Below are 12,337 nucleotides of genomic sequence, written 5' to 3'. Positions count from 1 at the left end.
CTCACGCCCCCGTCGGACTGGCCACCGGCTCGGTCAGCGCGCTGACGTCAACCTCACCTTGCGGGCGACCGTCCAACGCCAACAACAGATCCGCCACCATCTGCACCAACTCCAGATCCCGCAGCCGAGGCGCTGCGACACCGCCGCCGACCCGCGGGATCGGCACCTGCACGGTTGCGGTGGTGGCCCGGTAGTTGGCGGCCGGGTACATCCGCTTGAGCCGGATCTGCGCAGAATCGGGCAGCGTCATCGGCGCCAACCGCAACGTGGAAGCCTGGTTGGCCGAGCCCGTCGCGGACAGTTCGGTCACGCCGTACTCGCGGCACAGCAGCCGCAGTCGGGCCACCGCAACCAACCGGCGGGCCGGTTCCGGCAGCGGGCCGTAGCGGTCGGTGAGTTCTTCCACCACGGCCCGCAGCGCCGCCTCATCAGGCGCCGCCGCCAGCCGCCGGTAGCCCTCCAGCCGCAGCCGGTCGCTGCCGATGTAATCCGGCGGCAGGTGCGCGTCGACCGGCAGATCGATCCGTACATCCTTGGGTTCGGTTGGGCCACTGACGGTTTCACCGTCAGCCGCGGCGCGGTACGCCTCCACGGCTTCGCCGACCAACCGCACGTACAGGTCGAAGCCGACGCCGGCCACATGCCCGGACTGCTCCACACCCAACACGTTGCCGGCCCCGCGGATCTCCAGGTCCTTCATCGCCACGGCCATGCCCGCGCCCAACTCGTTGTTCTGCGCAATGGTCGCCAACCGGTCGTAGGCGGTTTCGGTGAGCGGCGAATCGGTGGGGTACAGGAAGTAGGCGTAGCCACGTTCCCGGCTGCGCCCCACCCGGCCGCGCAGCTGATGCAGCTGCGACAGACCGAACGTGTCGGCGCGTTCCACGATCAACGTGTTGGCGTTCGAGATGTCCAGACCGGTTTCGACGATCGTGGTGCAGACCAGGATGTCGAACTCGCGGTTCCAGAACCCCTCGACCGTCTTCTCCAGTTGCTCCTCGGGCATCTGGCCGTGCGCCACCACCACTCGCGCCTCGGGCACCAAGGTCCGCACCCGGGCCGCGGCCCTGTCGATCGAGCTGACCCGGTTGTGGATGTAGAACGCCTGCCCGTCTCGTAGCAACTCCCGGCGCAGCGCCGCGGCGACCTGTTTGTCGTCGTGCGGGCCCACGTAGGTAAGCACCGGGAAACGTTCCTCGGGCGGGGTGAGGATGGTCGACATCTCGCGGATGCCGGCCAGGCTCATCTCCAGGGTGCGCGGAATCGGGGTGGCGCTCATGGTGAGCACGTCGACGTGGCTGCGCAGGCCCTTGATGTGTTCCTTGTGCTCGACACCGAAGCGCTGCTCCTCGTCGACGATCACCAACCCCAGGTCCTTCCAGCGCACCCCGGTCTGCAGCAGCCGATGCGTGCCGATCACGACATCGACTGAGCCGTCGGCCATTCCCTCGACGACGGCCTTGGATTCAGTCGGGTCGGTGAACCGCGACAGCCCCTTGACGGTGACCGGGAAGCCGGCCATCCGGGCGGTGAAGGTCTGCAGATGCTGATCGGCCAGCAGTGTGGTGGGTACCAGCACCGCCACCTGCTTGCCGTCCTGCACGGCTTTGAACGCCGCACGTACCGCGATCTCGGTCTTGCCGTAGCCGACGTCGCCGCAGATCACCCGGTCCATCGGGATCGGCTTTTCCATGTCGGCCTTGACCTCGGCGATGGCCGTCATCTGGTCGACGGTTTCGGTGAAGCCGAACGCGTCCTCCATCTCGGCCTGCCAGGGCGTGTCCGGGCCGAACGCGTATCCGGGTGCAGCTTGCCGCTTGGCGTACAGCGCGACCAGTTCGGTGGCGATCTCGCGAACCGCCTTGCGCGCCTTGGTCTTGGTGTTGGTCCAGTCGCTGCCGCCGAGCCGGCTCAGGCTCGGCGCCTGACCGCCGACGTAGCGGGACAGTTGGTCCAGCGAGTCCATCGGCACGAACAGTTTGTCCGAACCGCCACCGCGCTTGGCCGACGCATACTCCAACACCAGGTATTCCCGGCGCGCCCCGCCCACCGTGCGTTCGGTCATCTCGACGAACTTGCCGATGCCGTGCTGGTCGTGCACCACCAGGTCGCCGGCCGTCAAGGCCAGCGGGTCCACGGTGTTACGGCGTTTGGCCGCAAGCCGTTTGCCTTCGGTGGCCGTGACCCGGTTGCCGGTCAGATCGGTTTCGGTGATCACCACCAGGTTGGCGCCGGGCACCACCAACCCGTCGTGCAGCGGTCCCTTGAGCACCCCGACCACACCCGGCGTGGGTGTCGCGCCCGACTCCAACATGGTTGCCGGAGTGTCGGATTCACGCAGCTGCTCGACCGTGCGCTGCGCGGTGCCGGTGCCCGGGGTGATGACCGCGGCGCTGCCGCCGGTGGCGACGTGGGCGCGCAGCATCGCGAAGATCGCCTCGACGTTGGCCACCCCGCGGCCTTCACGCGCCGACGGCGCCGGACGCACGTCGAGTTCAGTGGCGGACTCGTCGGGCAGCTGCGAGAGCGTCCACCACGGGTGACCACCGGAGCGGGCGCTGTCGGCCACCTCGGCCAGCTCGCGGAAACCTGAACCGCCGAGCTGCTCGACGTCGACCGGCGCGTCGCCGCCGAGCGCGGCGACCGACCAGGACGCCTCCAGGAATTCCCGGCCGGTGCGGATCAGGTCGGCGGCCCGGGTGCGCACCTTCTCCGGGTCGCACACCAGCACCGGGGTGCCGGCCGGCAACTGGTCGGTGAGCAACGCGGGCTCACCCGGGTGCAGCACCGGCATCAGCGCTTCCATGCCGTCGACCGGGATGCCCTCGGCGAGTTTGGCCAGCATGTCCCCCACCGTGCCGACCACAGTGTTGTCGGTCTGCGGCCGAGCCCCGGCCAGTTGGGCCGCGCGGGCCCGAGCGTCCTCGGTCAACAGCAGCTCGCGGCACGGCATCGCGATCATGAAGTCGATCGGGACTTCGGTGATCGACCGCTGGTCGGCGACGCTGAACATCCGCATCTCGGAGACCTCGTCGCCCCAGAACTCGACGCGCACCGGATGTTCGGCGGTGGGCGGGAAGACGTCCAGGATGCCGCCGCGCACCGCGAACTCGCCGCGCTTGCCGACCATGTCGACCCGGGTATAGGCCAGCTCGACCAGCCGGGCGATGGTGTCCTCGAAGCCGACCTCGTCGCCGAGGGCCAGCCGCACCGGTTCGATGTCGCTGGCCGCGCCGGGGCCGTGCGCCATCGGCTGCAGCAGCGACCGCGCCGTGGTGACCACCACCTGCAGCGGCGGGCCGAGCCGGGCGTCGTCGGGATGCGCGAGCCGATGCAGCAGCAGCAGCCGGGTGGCCACGGTGTCCACGCCCGGGGACAGCCGCTCGTGCGGCAGCGTCTCCCAGGACGGGAACAGCGCGGCCGCCTCGCCGAACACCCCGCGCAGCTCCGCGGTCAGATCCTCGGCTTCGCGGCCGGTCGCGGTCACCACCAACAGCGGTCCACCGACAGCCAGCGCGGCCGCCACGAACACCCGGGCCGCGGCAGGCGCGACCAGGCGCAGCTCGTCGGGGCGGGCCTTGGCCTGCTCGACGAGTTCGTTGAAGGGAGCCGCGCTCAGCGCCAGCTCGATGACCCCCGCAATCGGGGTCTGGACATGGGTGTGCCCCGGTGCGGTCATGATGAAAGCCAGTGTAGGACGCGGGCCTTGGTGATGACGCTCACGTCGGAGACGTCCCGCTCAGTGCTATTCGTCCTGCAGGTGCGGGTCGGCTTCCAGGTGGGTCAAACCGTTCCACACCAGGTTCACCAGGTGCGCGGCGACCACTTCCTTCTTCGGTTCGCGGGCGTCGAGCCACCACTGGGCGGTCATCGACACCGAACCGACCAGCGCCTGCGCGTACAGCGGGGCCAACTCGGGGTCCAGGCCGCGGCGCGCGAAGTCGCCGGCCAGGATCGAGCTGACCTGGTTGACCGCGTCGTTGAGCAGGCTGGAGTAGGTGCCCGACGAGATCGACGCCGGCGAGTCGCGGATCATGATCCGGAACCCGTCGGTGCGCTCCTCGACGTAGGTCAGCAACGCCAGCGCGACCCGCTCGATGCGGACCCGGGACCGGTTGTTCGTCAGCGACGACGTGATGCCGTCGAGCAGCGCCGACATCTCCCGGTCGACGACCACGGCGTACAGGCCTTCCTTACCGCCGAAGTGCTCGTAGACCACCGGTTTGGAGACGTTGGCGCGCTGCGCGATCTCCTCGATCGAGGTGGCGTCATAGCCGCGTTCGGCGAACAGCGAGCGGGCGATGTCGATGAGCTGACGTCGGCGTTCGGTGCCGGTCATCCGTGCCCGTACCGGCCGTACCTCTTTGTCCGGGGCTGCCACGATCACCAGCGTATAGACTGCCCTGCGGCATCAGTCCGTCGTGGTGTAATCGGCAGCACCTCTGATTTTGGTTCAGATAGTTCAGGTTCGAGTCCTGGCGACGGAGCTTCGCACCGGTTCAGCCGGTGCTCATCTGCACGTTGTGCGCCCGCAGCACGTCCATTTGCTGCTCGGTCGGCCATTCGTAGGCCCGGTACCGCAGCGGCAGCATGGCCGGTTGCGGCAGGATCCCGACCACGTCGACGACCACCGAGAACGGCACCAGGATCGACTCGGAGTGGTCCTCGGCGACCAGCATCACGTAGTCGGCGTGCGGCAGCTCCCACCGAATGCCTTCGCTCCAGGTCGCCACCGTCGCCGCACCGCGCGGGGTGTCGATGAGCTGCAGTTCCCCGATGTAGGGGTCCAACGAGTTGGCCCGGTAGTAGTCGGCCAGTACCGCGTGTTGGGCGCCGTATTCACGGACCGCCAGCAGTGCGCGCGCCCGCAGGCCCAGCTGCCGGTGCGGGTGGGGGCCGGCCTGGTCGAACGGCACGACGCTGCCGGCCTGGATGGTGTAGCCCTGCGGCGAGATCGGCAGCTCGGCGTCGGCGTAGACCTGCTCGGCGGCCTCGAACAGGGCGCAGATCCCGTCGTCGCTGGCGGCGCTGCCGTCGTCGACGCCGATCAGCAAGGTGCCGTCGCCTGGGAAGCACACCACCGGACGGCCGGCGCGCCCTGCTCCGGCCAGCGCCGCGAACCAGCCGTCGCGCAGGATCGCGGAGTCGGCGTAGCTGGAGCCGTCGGCGTCGACCAGGGTGTAGTTCTGGCCCGCCGTGAGGTCCGCACCGATCGCGGGCAGATTGCCGCGCCCGACGGCGAAGGCCTGGTCGGCGCTGATGCCCCAGTAGTCGGTTTCGCGCTGGGTGACGGCGGCACGGCCTTCCGGCAGGTCGATGACCACCATTTCGGTGACGAACGGCCACAGGTGACGGATCCAGGGCTTGAACTGTCCCATCGACATCGCGTTGACGTGGCTGACCGGACGCAGCACCGAACGCAGTCGGCTTTGGGCTTGGGACCAGTCCATCGGCACGGCGGGCGCGTCGGCCACAGTCATACCTGGGATCGTAAGTGGGCAGCGCGGTGCGCAACTGCACCAGTTTTGCTCGTGCTCCGCGCACAATGACACGCTGGGGAGTGACCGCACGTGACGGGCGCGGCAGGAAGGCGAAGCTGAATGACGACACGAGGCGAATCCGCCGTCGTAGTGCTGGCAGCCGGGGCCGGCACCCGGATGCGGTCGGACACCCCGAAGGTGCTGCACACCCTGGCCGGGCGCAGCATGCTCGCGCACGCATTGCATTCGGTGGCCAAGGTCGGGCCGGAACGCCTGGTCGTGGTGCTGGGCAAGGACCGGGAACGGATCACGCCGGCGGTCACCGCACTGGCCGACGAGTTGGGCCGCAGCATCGACATCGCCATCCAGGATCGGCAACTGGGCACCGGGCATGCCGTGCTGTGCGGGTTGGATGCGCTGCCCTCGGATTTCAGCGGAACCGTGGTGGTGACCGCAGGTGACGTTCCGCTGCTCGACGCCGACACGCTGGCCGGTTTGATCGACGCTCATCACGACAGCGCCGCCACCGTCACCGTCTTGACCACGACGCTGCCCGACTCGACCGGTTATGGACGCATTCTGCGCACCCAGGACGGTGAGGTGATCGCGATCGTCGAGGAGGCCGACGCCACCGAATCACAGCGCGCGATCCGCGAGGTCAACGCCGGGGTGTACGCGTTCGACATCGCGCCGCTGCGCTCGGCGCTCGATCAACTCTCGGCCGACAACGCCCAGCAGGAGTTGTATCTGACCGACGTGATCGGGATCGTGCGGGCCGCCGGGCAGACCGTGAGCGCTCGGCACGTCGATGACAGCGCGTTGGTCACCGGTGTCAACGATCGGGTTCAGCTGTCGACGCTGGCCGCCGAGCTGAACCGGCGGATCGTGGCGGCCGTGCAGCGCTCCGGGGTCACCGTCGTCGACCCGGCCAGCACCTGGATCGACATCGACGTCACCGTCGGGCGCGACACCGTGATCCAGCCGGGGACACAGTTGTTGGGCCGCACCACGATTGGCGCGCGGTGCAACATCGGACCGGACACCACGCTCACCGATGTCACCGTCGGCGAGGACGCTTCGGTGCTGCGCACCCATGGTGGTGGCGCGATCATCGGCGCCGGCGCGACGGTGGGGCCGTTCACCTACCTGCGGCCCGGGACCGAGTTGGGCGCCGACGGCAAGCTCGGCGCGTTCGTCGAGGTGAAGAATTCGGTGATCGGGAATGGCACCAAGGTGCCGCACCTGACCTATGTCGGCGATGCCGACATAGGTGAGCACAGCAACATCGGCGCATCGAGCGTGTTCGTGAATTACGACGGCACCACCAAGCGGCGCACCACGGTCGGCTCGCATGTGCGCACCGGCTCGGACACCATGTTCGTCGCTCCGGTGAGCGTCGGAGACGGGGCCTACACCGGCGCCGGCACGGTGCTGCGCGAGGATGTGCCGCCGGGCGCGTTGGCGGTGTCCGACAACGCGCAGCGGACGATCGAGGGTTGGGTGCTGGCCAAACGGCCGGGCACGGCCGCGGCCGAGGCGGCCCAACGCGCTTTGGGTGGCGCGGGTGAAGGCGACGTGGGCCGGGGTGGTGGCGTGGGCCAGGGCGGTGACGCTGGTGACGGCGGCGAGGTAGGTGACGGCGGCGACGCGGGTGACGGCGGCGACGCGGGTGACGGCGGCGACGCAGGCTAGGAGCCGGCGAGCTACTGAGTGGGGCCGGGTCACGGGTCGGGCTCACCCCGTTTCGTCCGTCACATGGCCCACTCACGCATCATCCGCCGCACCAGGCACGACGCCGACGTGCCCACCGAATTGCCCGGCTATGAGCGACTATTCAGCGACTTCGGCAGCGGCGCAGGGCGGGGTGCGATCGATCTCAATTTCTGCGAATAGTGTTGTACGCCATACCAGCTCCGAGCAGGACGGCGGATCAACTCCGGCCGGAAGGTCGCTGGCAGGTGAGAAAGTCGGCCAGAAAGTCGCTGTCGGTGAGAAAGTCGCGGAAAAGTCGCGCAGAGCCGAGACACCGGTATATGTGCTTCCAAATCGGACGTCGGACCGGCGGGAGGCCATTTCCCCAGGTCCAGCCCGGTCCGCAGACCAGCATGCCCGACCACCAGGCAACGCCGACCGGTCCCGCACACCGGCCCGCAGACCAGCATGCCCGACCACCCGGTAACACCGACCGGTCCCCTGGGCCCGGCCGCGACACGCGACCTCGGCCCGGCTTCCACCGACCTTTGCCGTTGGGAATCTGGCAACCCGGCAACGCATCGTGGGTAACGCTACGTACGATTGCCCATGCGGCCGGTACGGTGCTGGCCAGTTACCACCCCCAAGGCCAAGGGCAGCGCTGAAGTGACCTACGAATGGACCGACAACCGCAAGAACCTGATGTTGTTCGCGGGCCGAGCACATCCCGAACTTGCCGACCAGGTCGCCAAAGAACTTGATGTGCACGTCACTGCGCAGACCGCGCGCGACTTCGCCAACGGAGAGATCTTCGTCCGGTTCGACGAGTCGGTGCGTGGCTGCGACGCCTTCGTGCTGCAGAGCCATCCCGCTCCGCTGAACCAGCACCTGATGGAACAGCTGATCATGATCGATGCGCTCAAGCGCGGCAGCGCCAAGCGGATCACCGCGATCCTGCCGTTCTACCCGTACGCGCGTCAGGACAAGAAGCACCGCGGTCGCGAGCCGATCTCGGCCCGTCTGGTCGCCGACCTGCTCAAGACCGCCGGCGCCGACCGGATCGTGTCGGTCGACCTGCACACCGACCAGATCCAGGGCTTCTTCGACGGCCCGGTGGACCACATGCGCGGACAGTCGCTGCTGTGCGGCTACATCGGCGAGAAGTACTCCAACACCGACATGGTGGTCGTCTCGCCGGACTCCGGCCGGGTGCGGGTGGCCGAGAAATGGGCCGACTCGCTCGGCGGCGTCCCGCTGGCGTTCATCCACAAGACCCGCGACCCGCTGGTGCCGAACCAGGTGGTGGCCAACCGTGTGGTCGGCGACGTCAAGGGCAAGACCTGCATCCTCACCGACGACATGATCGACACCGGTGGCACCATCGCCGGCGCGGTCAAGCTGCTCAAGGAAGACGGCGCCTGCGATGTGGTGATCGCGGCCACCCACGGTGTGCTGTCCTATCCGGCGCCGCAACGACTGGCTGATTGCGGCGCCAAAGAGGTGATCGTCACCAACACCCTGCCGATCACCGAGGACAAGTTCTTCCCGCAGCTGACCGTGTTGTCGATCGCCCCGTTGCTGGCCAGCACCATCCGGGCCGTGTTCGAGAACGGCTCGGTCACCGGCCTGTTCAACGGATCGGCCTGACCATGGCCGCACGCATCTACCACAACCCGAAGTGCTCGACCTCGCGCAAGACGTTGGAGTTGTTGCGCAGCAACGGGATCGAGCCCGAAGTCGTGCAATACCTGAAGACCCCGCCGACCCGCGACGAGCTGGCCGCGATGATCGCCGACGCCGGCATCGAGGTGCGTAAGGCGGTGCGCAAGAAGGAAGCGGTATACGCCGAGCTGAACCTCGCCGACGCTACCGACGACGAGTTGCTCGACGCCATGGCCGAGCACCCGATCCTGATCGAGCGCCCGTTCGTCGTCACCGACAAGGGCACCCGGCTGGCCCGGCCGATCGAATCGGTCGACGACATCCTCTGACCGGGCGATTTCGGTGCGTTTGGGTGCGGTGAGCGCCCGTAATCGCACCGAAATCACGGGTATGAATTTCCGATCTGCGCTGCGGGTGGGTTAGGCTACCGGGCGTCACGGCGAGGGTGGCTCGACCACCGTTATCGACGGGGACCCGCAATACTTTGCGATCGTCCGCTCTGGCCGTGCCCCGAATACTTCGAGTAGAGCCAGCACAGGAGCGACCACCATGGCCAAGGCCAGCACTTCCAACCACCTCACCGTCTCGGTCCGCAGCAAGACCGGCAAGGGCGCCTCCCGGCAGGCCCGCCGCGACGGCCAGGTTCCCGCCGTCCTGTACGGCCACGGCACCGACCCGCGCCACCTGCTGCTGCCGGCCCGCGAATTCGCCGCGGTGCTGCGCCACGCCGGCACCAACGCCGTGCTGGTCCTCGACATCGAGGGCACCGAGCAGTTGGCGCTGACCAGGGCGCTGGAGATCCACCCGATCCGGCGCAACATCCAGCACGCCGACCTGCTGGTGGTCAAGCGCGGCGAGAAGGTGATCGTCGAGGTCAACGTCGTCGTCGAGGGCGATCCGGCGCCGGGCACCCTGCTCACCCAGGAAGCCAGCACCATCGAGGTCGAGGCCGAGGCGCTGTCGATCCCCGAGCAGCTGACCGTGTCGGTCGAGGGTGCCGAGGCCGGTACCCAGGTGCTGGCCGGCGACATCGAGCTGCCCGAGGGCGTCTCGCTGGTCTCCGACCCCGAGTTCCTGGTGATCAACATCGTGGTCGCGCCGACCGCCGAGCAGCTCGAGGGTGAGGTCGCCGACGAGGAAGAGGCCGAGGCCGCCGCCGACGAGCCGGCCGCCGCGGCCGACGCTCCCGAGTCCGAATAGCCTCAGATGGCCGCCGCCCTTCTGGTGGTCGGCCTGGGCAACCCCGGACCGAACTACGCCAAGACCCGACACAACATCGGGTTCATGGTGGTCGACGTCCTCGCCGACCGGATGCGCGAGACCTTCAAGGTGCACAAGCGCTCCGGTGCCGAGGTGATCACCGGCCGGCTGTCCGGCCGGCCGGTGATCTTGGCCAAGCCCCGGGTGTACATGAACGAATCGGGTCGTCAGGTCGGCCCGCTGGCCAAGTTCTATTCGGTTCCGCCGGCCGACATCGTGGTGGTGCACGACGAACTCGATATCGACTTCGGCCGGATCCGGCTCAAGCTGGGCGGCGGCGAGGGCGGCCACAACGGTCTACGGTCGGTGGCATCCGCCTTGGGCACCAAGGATTTTCAGCGGGTTCGCGTCGGGATCGGTCGTCCGCCCGGACGCAAGGACCCGGCCGCATACGTGCTGGAGGCCTTCAACGCCGCTGAGCGCGCCGAAGTGCCCACCATCGTGGAGCAGGCCGCCGACGCCGCCGAATTGCTGGTGGAACAGGGCCTGGAACCCGCCCAGAACACCGTGCACGCCTGGGGTTAGAGCGGGTTCCGGCACGCCGTTTCAGTCGGTTCGATCGCCGAAGCTCAGTTCCGCTGCTTCAGCGACGACGCGCTCCCGGCTGGCCCAGCCAGGGAATCACCGGCTGATTGGCCGGCGGGGCCACCGTGCCCGGCCGCGCCTTGATCGAAACGCTGCCATTGGTCTGGCAGATGGTCTTGGTGTCGGTGCTCTGACAGGTCGGTCGAGCAAATGCAACGGGAGCTGAAAGTCCCGCTGCCACAGCCAAACTCACCATCAGCACTGCCGCCTTGCGACCTGTCATTCTGTTATCTCCCTTGTGGGTTGCGCCGCTACCGAAATGGTCATGGGTTGCATGTCGTGACATCAGCGAGCCCATGTCAGGGGCAAGCCGATACGACGATCTGGGCGCTCTCGTCGAGGGGGGTGTTGTTGGCTGCCGCCCGCGCGAACGCGTCGTCACGGGCTGCCTCCACCGTCGCGCCGGCGCCACCGGCGACGACTCCGCTGACATCGCTCGCGACCGACACGATGCACAAGTTGTCGTTGGTGACCTCGTCACTGGTGCACTCGACACCACCGGCGCTCTCACACAGGGCGATCACTGCGGCGGAAGCCTCTTCGTTGGTGTCACCGGTTGCCGTGAATCCAACCAGGGTGCCCTGGAACTCACCGGTGCCCACGGCCTCCGAGATGTCCTCGGGATCCTCGACATAACCATCCGGGCCGCCCGCCCACGCGGTGGCGGCGGTCACCCCGGCGCCCAGGAGTCCCGCAGCCACGATCGCGGAAACTACACGAGTGTTGACCATTCTGGTCCTCTCATCGATGAACTTCGGAAATGCGCAAAAGATCCGCGAAAAACATTACAACAGCAGGTACGCACCCGGCGCGCAATGCAGATCATGCATACCCGAATTCGAATAGAATTTTCTTATTCAAGAATTGAAATCGGGTCACTCACGGCCGCACGGTGAGGATTTGTGACACCGTACCGATCGGGCCGCGCTCGTCATGCAAGACGCTGTGGGTCAACCCGATACCGTCGGCCCCGAACGCCACTGTGGTGTCGAACCCGAGCCAATCGGTGCGCGGTTGGGTGAACAAGTGCACGGTGAGATCCAGGTTGGGAAACGCCACGTCGTCCGGACTGACCCACACCGCCATACCGTTGGCGATGTCGAAAAGCGCTGCGGCACCGGCCAACCGGCTCACCTGCTGATCGGCCAGCAGCGGCTGTCGGGTACGCACCCAGTAACACGCGCGCCCCGGCTCGACGTAGTTGCGGCGCACCTCGGCGGAGGCGATGTAGCCACCGCGCCAGATCGTGGTGGGATCCCAGGACGGCATCTCCGCCGGCCCCGGGATCTCGGTCAGCGTGGTCCCGGCCAGTCCGGCGGTGTCGCCGGGCTGCATCAGCCACGCGCGCGCAATCACGATGGTGCGGCCGTCGTAGCCGAGGGTGGCTTGCACGAGTTCGATGGTGCGGCCCGGCCGCAATACCTGCACCGAGGTGTCGACGACGCCGACCGGCACGGTACCCAAGATGTCGAAACTGATGCGACCGATCACCAAACCGTCGGCGCGGCGCTGGTCCCGGTCGACTTCGATGCAATGCGTCAGCAGACCGAATGCCGGGCCGATGTGCTGCTCGGCCAGATTCCACGCGCCGCTGACGTGTTCGGTGGCACGAAACGTGTGCGCGTCGAGTGGTTCGAAATATGCCATGGCAGCCGGGC

The 12,337-nt window shown here is 67.9% G+C and carries 10 protein-coding genes, 1 tRNA gene and 1 pseudogene; 6 read left to right on the top strand and 6 right to left on the bottom strand.

Translation table 11 applies throughout. The annotated features are described in order from the left end of the window. Position 1 precedes the first annotated feature (1 nt). A complete protein-coding gene (gene mfd / locus AC5Y3P_RS01805) occupies positions 2–3,679 on the bottom strand; it encodes a transcription-repair coupling factor (protein WP_500044158.1) in 3,678 nt (1,225 codons plus the stop codon). Between the two features lie 66 nt (positions 3,680–3,745). Beyond that, positions 3,746–4,339 carry a TetR/AcrR family transcriptional regulator gene (locus AC5Y3P_RS01800; RefSeq protein ID WP_500044274.1) on the bottom strand — a complete coding sequence of 198 codons (594 nt, stop codon included), beginning with the start codon at positions 4,337–4,339 and terminating at the stop codon, positions 3,746–3,748. Positions 4,340–4,415: 76 nt separating this feature from the next. Between AC5Y3P_RS01800 and AC5Y3P_RS01795 the strand changes: the two genes are divergently transcribed. Further along, positions 4,416–4,487, top strand: a tRNA-Gln gene (locus AC5Y3P_RS01795). A 12-nt stretch (positions 4,488–4,499) separates the two neighbouring features. Here AC5Y3P_RS01795 and AC5Y3P_RS01790 read toward each other — a convergent pair. Beyond that, positions 4,500–5,480 carry a DUF1444 domain-containing protein gene (locus AC5Y3P_RS01790; RefSeq protein WP_500044157.1) on the bottom strand — a complete coding sequence of 327 codons (981 nt, stop codon included), beginning with the start codon at positions 5,478–5,480 and terminating at the stop codon, positions 4,500–4,502. Between the two features lie 120 nt (positions 5,481–5,600). Here AC5Y3P_RS01790 and glmU point away from each other — a divergent pair. The 5 genes and pseudogenes from glmU to pth form a co-directional block, all read left to right on the top strand. Further along, positions 5,601–7,031: pseudogene (glmU, locus tag AC5Y3P_RS01785) on the top strand (bifunctional UDP-N-acetylglucosamine diphosphorylase/glucosamine-1-phosphate N-acetyltransferase GlmU); the annotation flags it as partial. A gap of 807 nt (positions 7,032–7,838) precedes the next feature. Next, positions 7,839–8,819 (top strand): ribose-phosphate diphosphokinase, encoded by a 981-nt coding sequence (locus AC5Y3P_RS01780; protein ID WP_500044273.1) that lies wholly within the window; start codon positions 7,839–7,841, stop codon positions 8,817–8,819. A 2-nt stretch (positions 8,820–8,821) separates the two neighbouring features. Then, complete coding sequence (gene arsC, locus AC5Y3P_RS01775) at positions 8,822–9,163, top strand: arsenate reductase (glutaredoxin) (protein ID WP_500044156.1); 342 nt, start codon at positions 8,822–8,824, stop codon at positions 9,161–9,163. 220 nt (positions 9,164–9,383) lie between these two features. Then, complete coding sequence (locus tag AC5Y3P_RS01770; protein WP_500044155.1) at positions 9,384–10,034, top strand: 50S ribosomal protein L25/general stress protein Ctc; 651 nt, start codon at positions 9,384–9,386, stop codon at positions 10,032–10,034. A 6-nt stretch (positions 10,035–10,040) separates the two neighbouring features. After that, positions 10,041–10,619, top strand: a complete 579-nt coding sequence (gene pth, locus AC5Y3P_RS01765; protein ID WP_500044154.1) for an aminoacyl-tRNA hydrolase — start codon at positions 10,041–10,043, stop codon at positions 10,617–10,619. 58 nt (positions 10,620–10,677) lie between these two features. Here pth and AC5Y3P_RS01760 read toward each other — a convergent pair whose 3' ends face one another. From AC5Y3P_RS01760 to AC5Y3P_RS01750, 3 genes are all read right to left on the bottom strand, one after another. Then, the gene (locus tag AC5Y3P_RS01760; protein ID WP_500044153.1) at positions 10,678–10,977 is read right to left on the bottom strand and encodes a hypothetical protein; all 300 of its coding nucleotides are present in this window, start codon (positions 10,975–10,977) and stop codon (positions 10,678–10,680) included. A 1-nt stretch (position 10,978) separates the two neighbouring features. Beyond that, a complete protein-coding gene (locus AC5Y3P_RS01755; protein WP_500044152.1) occupies positions 10,979–11,380 on the bottom strand; it encodes a DUF4189 domain-containing protein in 402 nt (133 codons plus the stop codon). A 178-nt stretch (positions 11,381–11,558) separates the two neighbouring features. Further along, on the bottom strand, positions 11,559–12,326 hold the full coding sequence (locus AC5Y3P_RS01750) for a thioesterase family protein (RefSeq protein WP_500044151.1): 768 nt from the start codon (positions 12,324–12,326) through the stop codon (positions 11,559–11,561). Between the last annotated feature and the right edge of the window lie 11 nt (positions 12,327–12,337).

The sequence above is a fragment of the Mycobacterium sp. NGS45 genome (genome assembly GCF_059812645.1).
Note: the sequence above shows the minus strand (reverse complement) of the source record. Positions and strands in the feature narration are given on the sequence as shown.